This window comes from Muriicola sp. Z0-33 (assembly GCF_026126425.1).
Lineage (GTDB): Bacteria > Bacteroidota > Bacteroidia > Flavobacteriales > Flavobacteriaceae > JAFMPW01.
The window spans coordinates 485,271-504,687 of sequence record NZ_JAFMPW010000001.1; the positions used below are offsets into that span (position 1 = coordinate 485,271).

The window sequence follows — 19,417 nt, forward strand, 5'->3', positions numbered from 1 at the left end:
ATTACATCACCATTAAATTACAGCCTCGGATGTCCGAGTGGTCAAATCTGCCTATGACTTCAAAACTCCCATTCTCATAAACCCTGCCCAAATCCTGTGTGGCAATAAAGGAACAGGAGTGTATATTAGCAAAATCTATAACATTAATCCCGCCAGTAGCTCCCGGAGGTTGATAATGAAAGGGGTCTTCAGGATCCCGACAAAGGATTTTCATATAGGAAGGGGTTTTAAAAAGCCCTGATCCTTTAGAGTATGCCTGGGATAATAATTCTGTCATCCCATATTCCGAATGAATTTCAGTTACCCCGAATCCTTTTTGCAGCTTGTCATGTAATTCTTCTCTTACCAATTCCCTTCGGCGACCTTTCATTCCGCCTGTTTCCATTACTATAGTATTATTTAATGTAAAAGATGTTTCGGCAATGAGGTCTAATAGGGCATAAGAAACACCAATTAGTAATGTTTTGATATTTTTCTTGTCAAGGGCACGCAACTTCTCCCGAAGGGAGCCAAGGTTATCCAGATAGAATCCGCTATCGGGATGGTGGCTTTTTTCAATAAGAGTATTCATCATATATATCAATGATGAATCTTTACGCTCTAAATAAGAGGGCAATAAGGCCAGGATACAGTAATCCGATGCAGCACCGTAGAACGTCATAAAAGTGCTTAGAAAACTCCGCTCGTAGATGCCTGGGTCTGCAACCAGGTGTCTGCTGGTTTTGTTGCCCGTAGTACCGCTGCTTGTAAAAACAAGTTGTGCTTTGAAACCCTCACAGATAACAGATTTTCTTTTAAAAAATTCTATCGGCAGAAAAGGAATTCCGTAAAGGTCCTTTACGTTTTTATCTGTCTTGTTGAGATGGTTGCAAAATTCCCTGTATACCTTGTTGGAATGGTACTGATAACGAAACAATTCCAGGGAAAAGGAATTGAAATCAGAAGCGTCTCTTATTCGAAAAATATCCGAAGTATTCATTTTTTTTGGCTACTACAAAAATAACCAAAATTAAAGCCCCGATTAACACAATCGGGGCTTTATAAGTTAGGTTGCTGGTTTGTATTATTTGACCACAAGTTTTCTGGTCATTTTTTTATCGTTTTCCTGTACCTGCAAAACATAAACGCCAGGTACTAATCGTGAAATATTCAGAGTGCTCGAAGTTATTCTATCTCTTAATACCACCTTGCCAAAGACATCAAAGACGGTTATGCTTTTGCTTCGATTATGCTTCGTTTTAACATAAACAATATCGTTGACGGCAGGATTAGGATATAACATGAAATCTGAAGATTCGGGACTTAAATCTTCTGTCGGCCCTGCTTTTTCCTGAGCAGTAAGCAACAAAGAAAACCCTAAGAAAAAGGCTAAGTAGATTTTTTTCATGAATATTGATTTGGGATCAATACAGTAAATATAATGCAAAGGCCTTATTGATAAGGAGAAATTGTTGTGAAATCCTACTTTTTGTAGGTAAAATGAACCCGGCCGGTCGTTCATCGGTACTAATGACCCTTAAACGAGATTAAAATCACTAAAAATCAAGAGGGTGGAGCGCTTCTCCAGGTTTAAAAAAAGCTATTTTATGATCAGTTTACGGGTAGCTACTAAATTCTTCTCAAATACCCGAATTACATAGACACCTGCATCTAAGTTTGAAAGGTTCAATTCTTTGCCCAAAATGGTAGTTTCAAGAACTTGTGTTCCTAAAACATCATAAATAAGAATCTTTTTTGGAGCATTCTGCGTGGTACTTATGTATACTTTTCCGTTTGTAACCGGATTGGGATAAAGCTTAAAACCATCTATATCCCCACTGCTCTGGGTCTGCTGCCCATAGCTGGTTGAAATAAAAAGCATAAAAATTAGAAGGTAGAGGTGCTTCATATAAGGTATACTGCAAAGAATATACCACAAATATATAAAAATTTGATCTGCAGATGAACCTATGATCATTCAAAAAGTATGAAAATTCGTTGAAATACAGGGGATTTTAACACTTCAGGAAATAAAGCTGTTAAAAGATGCCATAGTGAATGCTCCTGACCCTCAAATCTTGCTATAATTTTTATAACTGATTGTTACTCTGGCAAATTATACCATCTTATGTTATAAAATTGTTATGGATATTAAATCAATGTAAAGTAGTAATACGTAATAGTATTATAATTATTTTTGGGGCACAAGGAAAAGTCGACCAACATGAAAAAACAGGACATCAAAATACTGCTAGTAGACGATGAACCCGATATTTTGGAGATCCTAAGCTATAATCTTTCCTCGGAGGGTTACCAGGTTTATACCGCCAAAAACGGAGTTGATGGGGTGGAGAAGGCAAAAAGAAAGAAGCCACATCTGGTAGTTCTGGATGTAATGATGCCCGAAATGGATGGAATTGAGGCATGTGAAGTCATCAGGAATACCAGTGGTCTCGAGAACACTATTATTACTTTTCTAACCGCCAGAGGAGAAGACTATTCTCAGGTTGCGGGCTTCGATGCCGGAGCAGATGATTATATCACAAAACCCATTAAACCAAAAGTGCTTGTAAGTAAGGTTAAAGCACTTCTGCGAAGATTAAAAGAAAGCAGTAAGGATACGGATGATATTCTTAAAGTGGGTGATATTGAAATAAACCGTGAAGAGTATAAAGTGATAAATAAAGGGGAGGTAGTAATTCTTCCCAGAAAGGAGTTTGAATTATTGAGTTTACTTGCCTCCAAACCGGATAAGGTGTTTAAAAGGGAAGTTATACTTGATAAAGTTTGGGGCCAGGAGGTAGTGGTCGGTGGTCGTACTATAGATGTTCATATCAGAAAGCTTAGAGAAAAAATAGGAGATGATCATTTTAAGACGGTAAAAGGCGTTGGCTATAAGTTTGTTCTATAATGGCCACACGGGTTAAAAAGTCATACAGATTTGCGATTCGTTCGGCTTTATTAATTACCCTGATTCTCAGTATCATATTGTTTGGATTCATCTATTTTTTTGATGGAACAACTTTATCATTTTATTACTTACCTATAGCATCCGCTTTAATTTTTTTAGTTGCGTTTTTGATTATCCAGATCAGAGTGGAACAGTTTATTTATCGCAGAATAAAACGAATCTATGACGATGTCTCCCTGTTAGAATCTTCTTCTTTTACATCAGGACCTATTAATACGGATATGAGGACCCTGACAGCAGAAATAGAAAAATTTGCCAAGGACAAGAAAATTGAAATCGACACACTGAAAATCAGGGAAGAATATCGAAAAGAGTTCCTCGGCAATGTATCTCATGAATTAAAAACACCGCTTTTCACTGTTCAGGGATATATACTTACTCTTCTGGATGGGGCACTGGAAGACAAAAGTGTTAGAAAGAAATATCTACAAAGAGCTAATAAGGGAGTTGAACGCCTGATATATATCATTAGGGATTTGGATCTGATTACTAAACTGGAGGTTGGAGATCTTAACCTTGAACTGACAGATTTCGATATAATAGAGCTTATAGAGAACGTATTTGACCTGCTTGAAATGAAAGCTACTAAAAAAGGTATTTCACTTACTTTTGATATGTCTTATGAGGAGCCTGTTTTTGTACACGCAGATCTTGAGAAAATACAACAGGTGCTATCTAATTTATTAGTTAACTCTATCAAGTACGGTCATAAAGGAGGAACCACCGAGGTGAGCGTTGAAAATCTGATTAAAAACAAGGTCATAGTAAGAGTTACTGATAATGGGGAGGGAATTGCAGAAGAACATATTCCCAGATTGTTCGAAAGGTTTTACAGAGTAGACAAGAGTGGCAGTAGGAAAGAGGGGGGCTCGGGCCTCGGGTTGTCTATAGTAAAACATATTATTGAAGCTCATGGTGAAAAGATATATATTGAAAGTGTGGAAGGGGTTGGATCGGAATTCTCTTTCACCCTGGAAAAAGCCAAACCACAGGAAGTTTAACTTACTACTCGTTCAAGGATTTCCTTAGCTTTGTACCAATTCAAAAAATATACTTTTTAGTGGGGAGCAAAAATAAGCTTAAGAGATTTAAGGAAAATGAAGGGTTTGGAAATGTTATTCAGCCTAAAAGGGAGGAAGTAATAAGCGGAAACTTCACTTTAAAAGGACAATGGCAGGAAGAATTTGGAAACCAAAACCCTATTGTTTTAGAGTTGGGATGCGGAAAGGGTGAATATACAGTAGGTCTTGCCCAAAAGTTTCCGAATAAGAATTTTATAGGGATTGATATTAAGGGTGCCAGGTTCTGGAAAGGTGCCAAAGAGGCCCTGGCCGATAATCTTGTCAACGTAAGATTTCTTAGAACACAAATAGAATTAATTGATCAGCTTTTTGCGGAAGACGAAGTGGCTGAGATCTGGATAACCTTTCCCGATCCTCAAATTAAATTTAAACGTACCAAACACCGCTTAACTAATCCTGTATTTTTAGATAAGTACAAAACAATTTTAAAAAATAATGGGGAGATTCACTTAAAAACAGACAGCGAGTTTATGCACGGTTATACCATAGGCGTTTTGCAGGGCTCAGCTTTTGAAATTGTGTATTCTAATCATGATGTATATCGGAATCATGGAAGTCCAAAAGAAGTACTGGAAATTCAAACTTTCTATGAAAAGCAGTATCTTGATAAAGGAAAACCAATCACCTATCTAAAATTTAGAGTCAAATAACCAATGACGCATCTCCTTATTCTTTTTTTTGCCACTTTCTCTGCTGCTTTTATGGCTACTGTTCCGCCCGGATTGCTAAATATGAATGCCGCCAAAACAAGTGTAAAAAAAGGAAAGCTCAATGGTGTTATTTTTAGTCTGGGCGTTTCCACAATGATCATGATGCAAGCCTATGTGTCTGTGTTAATTTCCAAATTTCTGTTTCGAAATCCTGAGGTTATAGATTGGTTATTGAAAATTGCACTGGCCATTTTTGCAATTTTTGCGGTCTATTTCTTTATATCTGCCAAAAAGGAATCGACCCATCAAATGAAAATGGTTAAGGTGAGTAAAAAGAACAGTTTCTTTAAAGGGATGCTATTAGCTGCCCTTAACCTGCTAACCATTCCGTATTACAGTGGTTTAAACGCCATGTGGAACGAAGCCGGCTGGATAAAATTTGAGGTCTGGGACATTGCCACTTTTATTTTGGCTGCGGGGCTGGGCACCTTCACAGTGCTATATCTGTATACAGTCTATTTTAATAAACTGGAAGCCAGGACCCATAGGTTTTCAAAGAATTCGAACTATGTTTTAAGCGCTTTAATGTTAGTGCTATTGGTGATTACACTGATCCGCATAATGTATAAATAATATGATGGATGAAGAGAAGAATTTTTTTGAGAAAGTCTATGAAATAGCGGCACAAATTCCATTTGGCAGGGTAACTTCTTATGGAGCAATTGCCAGGTATTTGGGGGCTGCCAGAAGTGCAAGGATGGTTGGTTGGGCCATGAATGGGGCTGGTAACATGGAAGAAGTGCCAGCACATAGGGTAGTGAATAAGGCCGGCATATTAACGGGGAAACACCATTTTGACGGCACCAGTCTTATGCAGCAATTATTGGAAAATGAAGGAGTAAAAGTGGTAGACAATCAAATAATTGATCTTGAAAAGCATTTTTGGGATCCTGCTAAAGAGCTAACTTCCCATAGGTAATTCAATACAGTTCTTATTGCTGCAATCTATTTGAAATTTAATGTGAAAATCGTGTTTTGGTTAGAAGTAACCTGAATACTTCCACCGTGCAGCAGCATTATTTGTTTGGATAAACTTAGCCCTATTCCCGTTCCTGTATTTTTAGTCGTAAAAAACGGGACAAAAATTTCATCTATCAATTCTGGCGGGATACCCGGACCATTATCTCTTACCTCAATAAATTTCTTCCCCTGATGGTCTACGGCTGCAGTTATCCTGATAGCTCCATTCTCCTGTTCCCCAATAGACTGGAGCGCATTTTTACTCAAATTTATCAGTATCTGGGAAATTTGTTTCTCATCAATAAATAGTTCTAAGTCGTTCGGGTTGATTACAGTTTGGAAAGAAATGTTTCCATTTTTGTTTTCCTGGTCCATTAGCACCTTAATTTTATCCAGAAGTTTGGCAGCTCCTACAAGTTCTTTATCAGGTTTGGGAATACTGAGAAAACTCCGGTAAGATTGAACAAACTCCATAAGATCACTTCCCTGTTCTTTGATCACCTCCAACCCCTTCGCCGTGTTCTTAATATGAGATGCGTTAAACTCTTCCAGCGAAACCAGACCCTTATTATTTTTAAAATAACTTAATATGGATTCGGATATAGAGGTTATAGGGGTTATGGTATTCATAATTTCATGTGTAAGTACCCGTATAAGCCTTACCCATGAATCTGTTTCTTTTTCATCGAGTTCCAGATGTATATCCTGCCCGACAACCAGGATAAGTTCTTCATCGTCCAAAGTAATCCCAGTAGATTTTAGTGCAATTTGTTTTCTTTCTCTTTCATTGGATAGCTGTACCAGTTTTCTTTCAAAAGGCTGAAAGGTTGAAAATAATTCATACAAATTTTTATCTACCTGATTCAATTGTTTTACATGATTTAAAGGGGTGTAGTTCAATAATTCTTCAATTTTGGAATTGGCAAAAAGTATGTGCCCCTTTTTGTTATATGTAAATATGCCAATGCTAGCGTGTTTTATTATTTCCTGGTAATACTGTTCCTGTGCCTGTTTCTTTATATGGATATCCTGAATCATTGCATTAAGCATGTTAAGGCTATGATTGAGTTCTTCCAGCGATTTTACGCTGAGTTTTTCAGGGAACCTGAGGGTGAAATCTTCATTTTTTATGGCATCGAAGAAATACGCAATTTTTCTGTTAGTCTGATTTACATATGTTATCAAATAAACCGTTTGTATTACCAATACTACCAAGAGGACTCCAGAGAGGATATACTGCGCGTCAAAAAAACAGAAGGCCATGCCTATTGCCGCAAGTGCGATAAAAATTATGCGCAGGGCCAGTTGTAAATATATATGTCTGCTTACCATTTGAGTTTAGCTTCTCTATTGTTTATCCGCATTTCATCTTACCTTAATTATTATTTAATCCTGACTATGCATTCTTTAACTCTTGCTCTTCTTTTTTATCTTATTGTATAAAGTTTGTCTGGAAACACCCAGTTGTTCGGCCGCCGCACTATAATTACCATTATTTTGGTTCAGTGCATTTGTTATCATCTGCAATTCCATTTCCTCCAGCGTATTTGGCCCGGAACCTATAGAGGTTGCTGTTTTTTCATTTAATATAAAATCGGTAGGTTTTAGAACGTTGCCTTCAGATAAAATAACCGCTCTTTCTACAGCATGTAATAGTTCGCGTATATTTCCGGGCCACTGGTATCCGGATAATTTATCTAATGCCGCCTTGTTAATTCTTAATCCAGGCTTATCATATTTATTGGCAAATCGCTTGAGGTAAAATTCCGCTAAGATTAAAACATCTTCTCCTCTTTCACGAAGGGGAGGTACTTCAATGTGAATCGTATTTATTCTGTAGAGTAAATCTTCTCGGAAAAGCCCTTTGGCAACCATATCATCTAAATTACAATTGGTGGCACATATTAATCTAATATCTACAGCTACCGGCTTATTAGCACCAACCCGTACAATAGATTTGTTTTGAATTGCGGACAATAATTTAGCCTGAGTTTGTAAAGAGAGATTTCCGATTTCATCTAAAAAAAGACTTCCTTCATGGGCGGCTTCAAATTTACCAGCACGGTCTTCCTTTGCATCAGTAAAGGAACCTTTTATATGTCCAAACAACTCGCTTTCAAATAGTGATTCGGAAATAGAACCCATATCTACATTAATGAAAACCTCATTTTTTCTTTTGGAAGTACGATGAAGTTCGCGGGCAATGAGCTCTTTCCCAGTCCCGTTCTCTCCCGTTATTAGAACATTAACATCTGTCCTTGCTACTTTTCGGACTAAGTTCAAAACGGCATTAAGGGCTTTGGAATTTCCAATTATATAGTTTTTGTCCTCATTGATGACTCGCTTAAGACTATGCTCTTTCTTTCTTAAATGATTAATTTCTTTCTGTGATTGCCTCAAGGTATAGGCGGACTTTACCGTTGCAAGCAACTTCTCATTGTTCCAGGGTTTTAAGATGAAATCTGCAGCTCCTTCTTTTAAAGCCTGTACCGCCAGATCAACAGCACCGTAAGCCGTCATCATAACTACCGATACATGTGGTGATTTCTTTTTTATTTCCTTAAGCCAGTATAATCCTTCATTTCCTGAATTGATCCCGGCAGAAAAATTCATATCAAGAAGTACAATATCTATTGCTTCAAAGTTGGGATAGGAGGGCAGCTGATTGGGGTTAAAAAGTACCTGAACGTTTTCATATTCAAATTGCAAAAGGATTTCCAAAGCGCTTAAAACACTTTTGTTATCATCAACCACCAGAATATTGGCCTTCGTCATAAATACTACATTTTTGGTAGAGGTTAAAACTACAAAACGCAAAGCAGTTTTTAGGATGAGTGTAAAAAAAATAGACAATGTTTGTATAAGTATTTTACAGTGGCCTTTAAATTTGAAAAATTTTATTTATTTAAAATATTGATAATCAAACAATTGAGTTTATGGCACGTATATGGTATTCTTTTTCGCAGATGAATTTGAAAATGACCCATATAACTAAATTAACGAGCTTATTTTTTTTGCTGATCGGGCTTCAGCTCCATGCACAGCAAAGGTGGTCTTTAGACGACTGTGTTGCTTACGCCTTAGAGCATAATTTGCAGTTAAATGATTTTAACTATAACTGGCAGTCTAACAAAGAAACCTACCGCCAATCTGTTCGTAACCTGCTTCCTTCGGTTGCGGCACAAACAAATTATGTGATCAACTTTGGCCGTAGTACGGACCCTTTTACTAATGATGTAGTAACCACAGATTTCTTTTCTAATAGTTATTCTCTGGAGTCGTCTGTTGACTTATTCAGGGGATTCCAGAAAATAAATACGATCAAGGCCTCTAAGTTTTTATATAAAGCCGCAAAGGAAGAATCGCTTCAGCAAAAATATTTACTGGCCTTCAGAGTAATGCAGGCTTTTTATGACATCCAGTTTTTTGAAGGCCTTGTAGCAATTTCTAAAGAGCAATTGACAGTTTCACAGAAGAATTATGAGTTGGTTGATAAACAAATAGAATTAGGACTTAAGGCAGGTGCCGATTTATATGAAGCAGAATCGCTCCTATTAACAGACCAACTGAATGTAACCCAGAGTGAAAACCAATTGGCAGCAGCCAAACTGGCCTTAATACAAGAGATGAATTTAGAGGCAACTACTGATATCACCCTGCAGGTTTCCATAGATCAAAAAGATGCCGGTGGTGGTGATACGCTCATCAGATCAGATTCTATCTATTCCGCGGCCAAGGATTTTATGCCTATTGTTAAAGCTCAGGAATTAAGGGCAAGGGCGGCAAAAAAGCAGGTAGCGGCATCCAGAGGAGATCTCTACCCGTCACTTACACTTTTTGGGGGAGTTGGAACAGGTTATTTTGAAACTACCCGGGATTCTGTGGGAGCTACCATTCCCTTCCGTAATCAGTTTAAAGACAACACCTATCAGTTCGTTGGGGTGTCTTTGTCTATCCCAATTACCAATGCATGGGCTTCGCGTTCACGGGTAAAACAGCAGAAGATCGCCCAGATGAGGGCCCAAAATAATCTCGACATTCAAAAGCAGGAATTGTTTAATACTATAGAGCAATTGGTTCAGCAGTACAATGCCTTGCTGATAGAATATGAGCAGAGTACTCAAAAAGTGCAAGCACAAAACCTGGCTTTTACAATTGCCCAAAAAAGGTATGAAAGGGGACTGATAAATGCATTAGAACTTTTTACAGCGAAGAATTTATTTGCAAATGCCCAGAATGAAAATCTGCAGGTGAGATTGCGCTCGGAGATCAATAAAAGTACCCTCGATTTTTACAGAGGATTACCTGTATTCAATATTAATTAGACAGAATTTAAAATGGACATACAACTCGAAAAGAAAAAAGGATTAAGGCCAAAGCACTATGGATATATTGCCATTGGTTTACTGTTGATTTTTGTGGGATGGAAAATGCTTACCGGAAGTTCAATTTCAACTTTTCGAACCGAAAAGGATAAGCTGACCATAGCACAGATCACCGACGGCAAGTTTGATGACTATATCACCATCAATGGTAATGTAGCGCCTATTGCTACCATCTTTATGGATGCCTACGAAGGAGGACGTGTAAGTGAAAAACTTATTGAGGAAGGTGCAACTGTTAAAAAAGGAGACATTATCCTGAAGTTGGAGAATATGAACCTTTACGAACAAATTTTGGCCAGCGAAAGTAATCTCGCTTTAAAACAAAACGATCTGCGTTCAACTAAACTCGAATTTGATTCCAGACAGGTAGAAGGCAGGAAGTCGTTGGCAACAGCCACCTACGAATTGCAAAGATTAAAGCGAAATTTTGAACAGAACCAGGTGCTGTTCAAAGATGAATTAATTTCAAAAGAAGAGTACCTTTTATCCAAAGAAAACTATGAGCTTTCAGAGCGGCAATACGAGATTGTAAAGTTACAAACAGAACAAGACGATGAACTTCGTAAAACTTCCCTGAGCAGTCTGGATTCTGACCTGGAAAGAATGCAAAAGACCTTGGGGATGGTATATCAGCGATTAGACCACCTGAATGTGCGCGCCCCAGCAGATGGGCAACTTGGGTTCCTGGATGCCGAAATAGGACAAAATATAGCACAAGGCCAACGCATAGGACAGATTAATGTTTTGACCGATTATAAAATTGAGGCGAATATAGATGAGCATTATATAGATCGGGTACAACGCGACCTTGTTGCCCTCCTTGAACGAAATCAGAATGAATACCCATTAAGAGTGAGAAAGGTATATCCTGAGGTCCGAAATGGAAGATTTAAAGTAGATCTTGTCTTTACAGGAGAAAAACCTGAGACAATAAGAACCGGGCAGAGTTATAATATTAAGCTGCAACTTGGGGAATCTAATGAGGCACTCTTATTACCAAAAGGAAGTTTTTTCCAAAGTACCGGAGGACAATGGATCTTTGTGGTTAACCAGGATAATGAAGCTTTAAAGAGGAACATCCGTATTGGAAAACAGAACTCCAGATACTATGAAGTACTGGAAGGTTTGGAAGCTGGTGAAAGTGTAATCACCAGTAATTATGACAGTTTTGGAGAGGCCGAAAGAATAATTTTAAAATAAAAGCTGCTAACTGTCACAGATGATGCAAAACAAATGTCTTTTAATAAGACCGACAAAAATTAAAATAGTAACAGAAATCAAATCGATCAGAAAATGATACAAATCCAAAATTTAAAAAAGAGCTTTAGAACCGAAGAAGTGGAGACGCTTGCTTTAAACAATGTAACTCTAAACGTGGCAGAAGGAGAATTTGCGGCGATAATGGGTCCGTCTGGTTGCGGGAAATCCACCTTGCTGAATATCATTGGGATGCTAGACAATCCTACAGAAGGGAGTTATGAGTTTAACGGACTAGAGGTCGGAGGTTTAAAGGAAAGACAACGCACTCAACTCCGTAAGGGGAACCTGGGTTTTGTTTTCCAAAGTTTTAACCTGATAGATGAACTTACGGTTTTCGAGAATGTAGAGTTACCTCTTATTTACCTTAAGATGAGTAAGAGTGAACGAAAAGAAAAGGTCCGGGCGGTTCTTGAACGCATGAAAATTGCACATAGAGAAAAGCACTTTCCACAACAACTCTCGGGGGGTCAGCAGCAGCGGGTAGCTATATCCAGAGCAGTGGTGACCAATCCTAAATTAATCCTGGCGGATGAGCCCACGGGGAATCTGGATTCTAAAAATGGAATTGAGGTAATGAACCTGCTAACCGAACTAAACAAGGAGGGAACCACTATTGTGATGGTGACGCACTCGGACAGAGATTCTCATTATGCACACAGAATAATCAATCTATTTGACGGACAAATAGTAACGGAAAGTCAGAACCGGGCAATAGGAGCAATGATCTGATAAGGGAGTTTATTCATCAATCAATCAAAATCAAAAAGTATGTTTAGTAGTTATCTTAAAATAGCATGGCGTAACATAGTTAAAAACAAAGGATATGCTGCAATCAATATTGCCGGGCTGGCCGTTGGTGTATGTTGTTTTATTCTTATAGCCCTTTTTGTTAAGCACGAGTTCAGCTATGATAAATTTCATGCTAATGCAGATAGAATTTATCGGGTATGGCAATATGAAAATTATGGTCCAAAAGAAGATTTTCTAAACACCACCACCCCTGTTTCTATGGTAAATGTCCTTCGGGAGAATTTTCCGGAAATAGAAAATGGGAGCAGGGTCTTCAGGTTTAACAGCCTGGTAAAGAGAAATGAATCTGAATTTAATGAGTCTATTAGAGCAGTAGATCCCAGCTTTTTTGAAATATTTGATTTTGATATTGTCGCCGGTAATTCTGAGAAGCCTTTGGCTACTGCCAATGCTATTGTACTGACCCAATCTGCGGCGACGAAATATTTTGGGAATGAAGATCCATTAGGGAAATCGCTCTCGCTGGAATTCAATGATGAGGTTCGTGTATATGAAGTCTCTGCTATAGCTGCAGATCCGCCACAAGCATCCAGCATCCAATTTCAATTGCTGGTGTCTCTAGCCAACGAAGCCCTGTTTTTTGGTGAAAGGATAAGAACCAGTTGGTTCAATGTTCCTGTAGAATCCTATTTGTTACTGGGGCCTGAGATGTCTGCAACACAATTGGAAGCAAAATTCCCTGCAACCATCAAACAATACCTGGGAGACAATTATGAAGAGGACACTTTCTTTCTCCACTTGCAACCAATGACCGCAATACATCATGACACCTCTTTACCTGCGGGAATAGAACCTATTTCAAATCCCAGGTACGCCTATGTCCTGGCGACAATCGGATTTTTGGTATTACTGTTGGCGTGTATCAACTTTGTCACCCTGGCCGTGGGGAGATCGTTCTCCAGGGCTACAGAGGTAGGGGTAAGAAAGGCACTTGGAGCTTTCCGTAAGCAAATTGTTCATCAATTCTGGGGTGAAGCTCTTTTAATTACTTTAATGGCAGTTACATTTGGTGTATTACTGGCATTTTTATTTCAGGATACTTTTAACTCCCTGACTGGTAAGGAGCTCTTGATAACACTGGATCTCAGTTTTTGGGTAATTACCCTCATCCTTGTGGTATTCATTGCATTAATTGCAGGGATATATCCGTCTATAGTTCTTTCAAGATTTAACCCTATTCAGGTCTTAAGGAGAAAAAAAGGTAAAGGGGCATCTATGGGCTTTTTGGGGAAAAGTCTGGTTATTACCCAATTTGTAGCATCAATAGTAATGCTAATTGGGACCTTGGTCATCGGCAGGCAAATAGACTATCTGGTAACCAAGGACCTGGGGTATAAACAAGATGCCATTGTGGTGGTGCCAACTAATATGTCTGGGGAGGAAGCCGATGAATTTGCGGATCTCTATGTAGCCGAGTTAAAAAAACAACCATTGGTATCAGATGCCTCGCGTTCACTTTATAGTTTTATGGAGAATGGATGGGTCGATGCTGGGTTTACAGATGCTACAAATACATATAGGGAATTTGCTTTTAACCTCATAGATCCTAATTTTTTAAAAACCCATGGGATCCCAATTGTGGAAGGGAGAGATTTTATTAGTGGAAGTGAAAGCGATGCTCAGAACGGAGTCCTGGTTAATGAGACTTTCGTAAAGGAATTTGGTCTTGAAAACCCTATCGGGGTTACTTATGACAAGTTCAATGTAAAAATTCTGGGGGTGGTGAAAGACTTCAATTTTCTATCATTAAACAACACTATAGACCCGTTGTTGATGGCCATTAACCCAACCCCAATTTTAACGCATGCCGAAAATTTGGAAACACAATACACTGCTCAGCCACGGGTGTCTGTAAAGCTCAACACCGAAGACTTGTCTTCCTCTATATCCACTTTGAAGAGCAGCTGGGAAAAGATTAATCCAACACAGGAATTTGAGTATTCGTTCCTGGATGAAGCACTTATGGTGCAGTACCAGAATGAATTGCGTTCCAAGTCTATTGTAAATATCGCTTCCATTCTATCTTTCTTTATAGCGTGTATGGGATTATTTGGCCTGGCCACTTTAAATGTTGCCAGAAGAACGGCTGAAATTGGAATCAGAAAAGTAATGGGTGCCGGTGTAATGAATATAGTAGGGATGATATCCCTGGACTTTATTAAACTAGTTCTGATTGCTCTGTTGTTGGCCTTCCCAATTGCATGGTGGGCCATGGATCAATGGTTGCAAAGTTTTGCCTATAGCACTGGAATTAGCTGGTGGATATTTGTAATAGCAGGAATAATAGTAATTGGGATTACCCTGATAACAGTAAGTTTTCAATCTATAAGAGCATCACTTATTAACCCTGTAATCAGCTTACGTACAGAATAAAATAAATTTAAAGCATCAATCATGTTTAAAAATCATCTAAAAATTGCCTGGAGAAGTTTAAAAAAGCAACCTTTCTTTACATTTCTGAATACGTTTGGCCTGGCCATAGGTATGGCAGGTGGACTGCTAATTTCACTGTACATCCATGACGAATTGAGTTTTGATAAAATGTTCGCTGATGCAGACCGTATCCACAGGGTTAATGCGGATATTAAGTTCGGAGGAGAAGCCAGAAAATTTGCGGTAACCCCCGCACCCATGGCAGAATCAGTGGACAACGACTTTTCTGAAGTAGAACTTGTCACCAGGTTTCGCACAAGGGGTAGCGCCCTGATCAGGAAATCGGATAGTGAGGTCAATGTGAAAGAGCTGCAAACCACCTTTGCCGATTCCACCTTTTTTGACATGTTTGGGATAGAGTTGATTTTGGGAGATAAGGGAACAGCACTGAAGTCTCCTAATACCCTGGTGATGACCAAAACCGCAGCAGAAAAGCATTTTGGAATTAAAGATGCCATTGGGCAAAGCCTTCTAATGAATAATACCGAAACCTTTACAGTAACCGGTGTAATAGATGATTTACCCAAGAATTCATTTCTAAGAGAGTATAGCATCTTTATGGCCATGGCCGGGTATGAAGATTCCAGAGTGGTAAATTGGGGCAGTAATAACTACCAAACATTTATCAAGCTTATCCCTGCTGCTAATATTGATGATATCCAACAGCCCCTGGAAAACTTTCTGGGGAAGTATGTTATCCCCGGAGTACAGCAGTTTATGCCGGGTATTACAGAAGAGCAGTTTAAGGCTGCCGGGAACCATTTGATTTATAGTACAATTCCATTGACAGATATCCACCTCAGATCTGATAGGGTAGCTGAAATAAGTGGAAACAATGATATTAAAAGTATATACATCCTCACTTTTATTGCCATTTTCTTAATTGTCCTGGCTTGTGTAAATTTTATGAATTTGTCCACGGCACAATCGCTTAAAAGGGCCAAAGAGGTGGGAATTAGAAAAACCCTGGGGTCCAATAAAACAGATCTCATTCGCCAATTCCTTGTAGAATCTGGTTTGGTTTCCTTTGGGTCGCTCCTTTTGGCTGTTTTAACTGCAATTATAGCGTTGCCATTTTTTAATGACCTTGCGGATAAGGACATTTCAATCCCATATGGCAACCCAATGTTTTGGTTGTTATTACTGCTCGGAGGCATAGTTCTGGGTCTTTTTTCTGGCAGTTACCCGGCATTTTTTATGTCAAGATTTATTCCGGTAAAAGTGCTTAAAGGAACCAGTGGTAGTAACCTGGGGGGAGGTAATATTAGAAACGGACTGGTTGTATTTCAATTCGCTATTTCCGTATTCCTAATTATTGGTACGCTGGTAGTATATCAACAGTTAAAATATATTCAAAACAAAGAATTGGGTTTTTCAAAAGATCAGGTACTGGTTATAGATGACGTTTATACGGTTGGGGACAAAATGAGTTCCTTTAAAGAAGAAGTAAAAAAATTGGGCTTTGTTAAAAACGCTACTCTGAGCAGTTTTTTCCCTACCCCTTCCAATAGATCTGATAGTACTTTTGCACCCGAAGAAGGGGCAACAGAGCAAGAGAATGCATTAAGTATGCAAACATGGGGAGTAGATTATGATTATGTATCTACCCTGGATTTCAAGATAATTGCCGGGAGGGATTTCGATCGCAACTTTAAAAATGATTCTACCAGCATTATCATCAATGAATCTGCGGTTGCTACGATAGGAGTGTCACCGAATGAGGCAATTGGGAAGCGTTACACCCCCGATATGGGGTCCGAAAACCCATACTATTATAAAATTATTGGAGTGGTGAAAGACTTTCATTTTTCACCCTTTAGAGAGGATATTGAGGCATTGAGTCTTCGCTTGTCAGATAGGGCAGGTTCCATGGCGGTAAAACTTGAGGCTGGTACTTTTACCAATGCCATATCTAGCATTGAGGGTATCTGGAATACCATGGCGCCAGGGCAACCATTTGATTATTACTTTATGGAGGACTCCTTTAATAGGACCTACGAAGCGGAGCAGCGATTAAGCAGCATATTTATCATTTTCACTACCCTATCTATTTTAATTGCCTGCCTTGGTTTATTTGGTCTTGCCGCATTTAATGCTGAGAAAAGGACCAAAGAAATTGGAATAAGAAAAGTTTTGGGGGCCAGTGTAGGACAGATCTCTTACAAACTATCGGTAGATTTTCTGAAGCTGGTAGTCATCTCAATTCTGGTTTCACTTCCGGTAGGATGGTATGCAATGAACAAATGGTTGGAAGACTTCTCGTACCGAATAGAAATTGGTTGGTGGGTGTTTGGATTGGCCGCTCTTCTGGCAGTAAGTATTGCCATTGCGACAGTAAGTTACCAAAGTATAAAGGCCGCGATTGTTAACCCCATCAAAAGTTTAAGAACAGAATAAGTCATCCAAAAAATTTAAGGAATGTTAAGAAACTATATAAAAATAGCCTGGAGAAACCTTATTAAAAATAAGGCTTATACCATTATCAATATTGGAGGTCTGGCTTTGGGTATGGCGGTTACCCTGATAATTGGTCTTTGGATGCAAGATGAGCTTTCTTATGACAACTATTTTACCAATAAGGATAAGATTGCTCAAATTTACCAATCTCAAACCTTTAACGGACAAACAGGTACGGGGCCTGCTATTCCAAGACCACTTGAGATGGCCTTGCGAGAGGGATATGATGATAATTTTAAGCATATTGTCATGACCTCCTGGAATAACGATCAGTACTTAAAATATAAAGAGACGAGTATTTCAAGGCCAGGTTATTATACACAGCAGGAAACTCCGCAAATGCTGGGGCTTAATATTTTGAAAGGGGAGAAAGATGGCCTGCGTGAAATTAACTCCATAATGCTTTCCAAATCTACGGCAGATGCCCTTTTCGGATCTGAGGATCCCATAGGAAAAATAGTAAAAGTAAATAGCCAGTACGACATGATGGTCAGCGGGGTATATGAAGACCTTCCCTTTAATAATTCTTTTAAGGATGCTAAGTTTTTTATGCCCTGGGAGAAATATATAACTATTCAGGAATGGATTATAAATGCTGCTGACAATTGGGGGAATAATTCATTTCAGATGTTTGTTCAAATTGCAGATAATACTTCAATGGACAAGGTAACTGCCACCATTAAAGATGTAAAAAAGGATCTTAATGAGGATTTAGTGGAATTTAACCCACAACTATTTCTCTTTCCAATGAAAGACTGGTATTTGCGAGGAAGTTTTGAAAATGGAAAGCAACAAGGTGGCCGTATAAAATATGTTTGGCTGTTTGGTATTATAGGGGCTTTTGTACTACTCCTGGCTTGTATTAATTTCATGAACCTTAGTACCGCCAGGTCCGAAAAGAGGGCCAAGGAAGTGGGTATTAGAAAATCTATAGGTTCTCAGCGGGGCCAGCTGATCAATCAGTTTCTGAGCGAGTCTTTCCTTGTAGTACTTTTTGCTTATTTAATTGGAGTACTAATTGTACTTCTATCCTTAGACGGTTTCAATGAACTCTCCAGGAAGGAAATAGAATTTCCCTGGGGTAGTCCGGTATTTTGGATAGTTTCAGTATTCTTTATTTTATTTACTGCCCTGTTAGCCGGGAGTTACCCGGCACTATATCTTTCTTCATTCAGACCGGTTGAGGTGCTGAAAGGAACGTTTAAAGCTGGCAAGTATTCCGGAACGCCAAGAAAGATCCTGGTAGTGCTTCAGTTTACAGTTTCTGTAGCATTTATAATAGGGACGGTAATTGTAATGCAACAGATTAATTATGCCAAAAACAGACCTGTGGGGTATGATAAGGAAGGACTAATACAGGTCCCCACAATGAGTCAGGACTTTTCGGGAAAATACGAGTTGATGAGGGCAGAATTTCTGGCTTCTAATGCCATTGTTGAAATGTCTTCCTCCAGTAGCCCGACTACTAGCATATGGTCTAATAGAAGTGGATGGGATTGGGATGGTAAGCCAGAAGGTTTTCAGGAAGATTTTGCCTGGACAGCAGTATCACCGGAATATGCCAAATCTCTTAATCTGAAAATTATCCAGGGGAGAGACTTTTCCAGGGAGTTTGCATCAGATTCTAACGCGGTACTCATAAACGCCACTGCTGTCAAGTACATGGGAATACCCAACCCGGTAGGGATGTTCTTTAAAGATAGCGACGAAGAAGATCCCTCATCCCCACTAAAAATTATCGGGGTGGTAGAAGATATGATTGCTCAGTCGCCTTATGAGCCTGTAAAGCAAGGAATGTATGCCTTTGACAAATACGATAATGCCAGCTACTATAATATGAGGCTAAACCCCAAACAAAGTGCTAGTCAGAGTATAGCTGTAATTGAGCGTGTTTTTAAGGAACATTTCCCCAATATCCCTTTTCAATATGATTTTGTGGATGAGGAATATGGAGCAAAATTCAGGTCGGAAGTACGGGTAGGAAGACTGTCCGCAATTTTTACAGGCTTAGCCATTTTAATTAGTTGCCTGGGCTTATTTGGACTTACCTCTTTCGTTGCGGAGCAGCGCACCAAGGAAATAGGAGTACGTAAGGTCCTGGGGGCCTCCGTGTTCAATGTTTGGAATATGTTGTCGAAGGACTTTTTAAAATTGGTGATACTATCCTGTTTCATTGCAGTGCCTATTGCCTATTACGTAATGAATGGCTGGTTACAGGAATATCCATATAGGGTGATTGTGGAGTGGTGGATATTTGGACTTGCCATGGTTGGCGCAATGCTGGTAACCGTTTTAACGGTAAGTTTCCAGGCCATCAGGGCTGCAAAGGCCAATCCTGTAGATAGTTTAAGGACAGAATAGAAATAACTT

At 39.0% G+C, this 19,417-nt stretch carries 16 protein-coding genes; 11 read left to right on the forward strand and 5 right to left on the reverse strand.

Features of this window, described 5'->3' with window-relative positions; all coding sequences use genetic code 11:
• Nucleotide 1: 1 nt before the first annotated feature.
• The 3 genes from J1G40_RS02160 to J1G40_RS02170 form a co-directional block, all read right to left on the reverse strand.
• Nucleotides 2-979 carry an acyl transferase gene (locus J1G40_RS02160; protein ID WP_265240633.1) on the reverse strand — a complete coding sequence of 326 codons (978 nt, stop codon included), beginning with the start codon at nucleotides 977-979 and terminating at the stop codon, nucleotides 2-4.
• Nucleotides 980-1,063: 84 nt separating this feature from the next.
• Complete coding sequence (locus tag J1G40_RS02165; RefSeq protein WP_265240634.1) at nucleotides 1,064-1,387, reverse strand: T9SS type A sorting domain-containing protein; 324 nt, start codon at nucleotides 1,385-1,387, stop codon at nucleotides 1,064-1,066.
• A 192-nt stretch (nucleotides 1,388-1,579) separates the two neighbouring features.
• Complete coding sequence (locus J1G40_RS02170) at nucleotides 1,580-1,888, reverse strand: T9SS type A sorting domain-containing protein (RefSeq protein WP_265240635.1); 309 nt, start codon at nucleotides 1,886-1,888, stop codon at nucleotides 1,580-1,582.
• Nucleotides 1,889-2,203: 315 nt separating this feature from the next.
• On the opposite strand from J1G40_RS02170, the gene J1G40_RS02175 reads away from it, so the two are divergent.
• Genes J1G40_RS02175 through J1G40_RS02195 form a run of 5 tightly spaced genes read left to right on the forward strand, consistent with a single transcriptional unit; the run spans nucleotide 2,204 to nucleotide 5,661 of the window.
• Nucleotides 2,204-2,890, forward strand: coding sequence for a response regulator transcription factor (locus J1G40_RS02175; protein WP_265240636.1), 687 nt, complete (start codon nucleotides 2,204-2,206; stop codon nucleotides 2,888-2,890).
• The gene (locus J1G40_RS02180) at nucleotides 2,890-3,951 is read left to right on the forward strand and encodes a sensor histidine kinase (RefSeq protein ID WP_265240637.1); all 1,062 of its coding nucleotides are present in this window, start codon (nucleotides 2,890-2,892) and stop codon (nucleotides 3,949-3,951) included. The genes J1G40_RS02175 and J1G40_RS02180 overlap by 1 nt, the downstream gene beginning before the upstream one ends.
• Before the next feature lie 59 nt (nucleotides 3,952-4,010).
• On the forward strand, nucleotides 4,011-4,682 hold the full coding sequence (trmB, locus tag J1G40_RS02185; protein ID WP_265240638.1) for a tRNA (guanosine(46)-N7)-methyltransferase TrmB: 672 nt from the start codon (nucleotides 4,011-4,013) through the stop codon (nucleotides 4,680-4,682).
• Nucleotides 4,683-4,685: 3 nt separating this feature from the next.
• On the forward strand, nucleotides 4,686-5,315 hold the full coding sequence (locus J1G40_RS02190) for a LysE family transporter (RefSeq protein ID WP_265240639.1): 630 nt from the start codon (nucleotides 4,686-4,688) through the stop codon (nucleotides 5,313-5,315).
• 1 nt (nucleotide 5,316) lies between these two features.
• Complete coding sequence (locus J1G40_RS02195) at nucleotides 5,317-5,661, forward strand: MGMT family protein (RefSeq protein WP_265240640.1); 345 nt, start codon at nucleotides 5,317-5,319, stop codon at nucleotides 5,659-5,661.
• 26 nt (nucleotides 5,662-5,687) lie between these two features.
• Here the strand turns inward: J1G40_RS02195 and J1G40_RS02200 are convergent, their stop codons facing one another.
• Both J1G40_RS02200 and J1G40_RS02205 read right to left on the reverse strand, forming a co-directional pair.
• Nucleotides 5,688-7,034, reverse strand: a complete 1,347-nt coding sequence (locus tag J1G40_RS02200; protein WP_265240641.1) for a sensor histidine kinase — start codon at nucleotides 7,032-7,034, stop codon at nucleotides 5,688-5,690.
• Nucleotides 7,035-7,109: 75 nt separating this feature from the next.
• A complete protein-coding gene (locus J1G40_RS02205) occupies nucleotides 7,110-8,477 on the reverse strand; it encodes a sigma-54-dependent transcriptional regulator (RefSeq protein ID WP_265240642.1) in 1,368 nt (455 codons plus the stop codon).
• A 161-nt stretch (nucleotides 8,478-8,638) separates the two neighbouring features.
• On the opposite strand from J1G40_RS02205, the gene J1G40_RS02210 reads away from it, so the two are divergent.
• The 6 genes from J1G40_RS02210 (at nucleotide 8,639) to J1G40_RS02235 (ending at nucleotide 19,408) form a co-directional block, all read left to right on the forward strand.
• Entirely contained in the window at nucleotides 8,639-10,027 is a 1,389-nt protein-coding gene (locus J1G40_RS02210; protein WP_265240643.1) for a TolC family protein, read from the forward strand.
• Between the two features lie 12 nt (nucleotides 10,028-10,039).
• On the forward strand, nucleotides 10,040-11,287 hold the full coding sequence (locus tag J1G40_RS02215; protein WP_265240644.1) for an efflux RND transporter periplasmic adaptor subunit: 1,248 nt from the start codon (nucleotides 10,040-10,042) through the stop codon (nucleotides 11,285-11,287).
• 93 nt (nucleotides 11,288-11,380) lie between these two features.
• Nucleotides 11,381-12,076, forward strand: a complete 696-nt coding sequence (locus tag J1G40_RS02220; RefSeq protein WP_265240645.1) for an ABC transporter ATP-binding protein — start codon at nucleotides 11,381-11,383, stop codon at nucleotides 12,074-12,076.
• A 39-nt stretch (nucleotides 12,077-12,115) separates the two neighbouring features.
• The gene (locus tag J1G40_RS02225) at nucleotides 12,116-14,530 is read left to right on the forward strand and encodes an ABC transporter permease (protein WP_265240646.1); all 2,415 of its coding nucleotides are present in this window, start codon (nucleotides 12,116-12,118) and stop codon (nucleotides 14,528-14,530) included.
• A 21-nt stretch (nucleotides 14,531-14,551) separates the two neighbouring features.
• Complete coding sequence (locus J1G40_RS02230; RefSeq protein WP_265240647.1) at nucleotides 14,552-16,987, forward strand: ABC transporter permease; 2,436 nt, start codon at nucleotides 14,552-14,554, stop codon at nucleotides 16,985-16,987.
• A gap of 21 nt (nucleotides 16,988-17,008) precedes the next feature.
• Nucleotides 17,009-19,408 (forward strand): ABC transporter permease, encoded by a 2,400-nt coding sequence (locus J1G40_RS02235; RefSeq protein ID WP_265240648.1) that lies wholly within the window; start codon nucleotides 17,009-17,011, stop codon nucleotides 19,406-19,408.
• The last annotated feature ends 9 nt before the right edge of the window (nucleotides 19,409-19,417 follow it).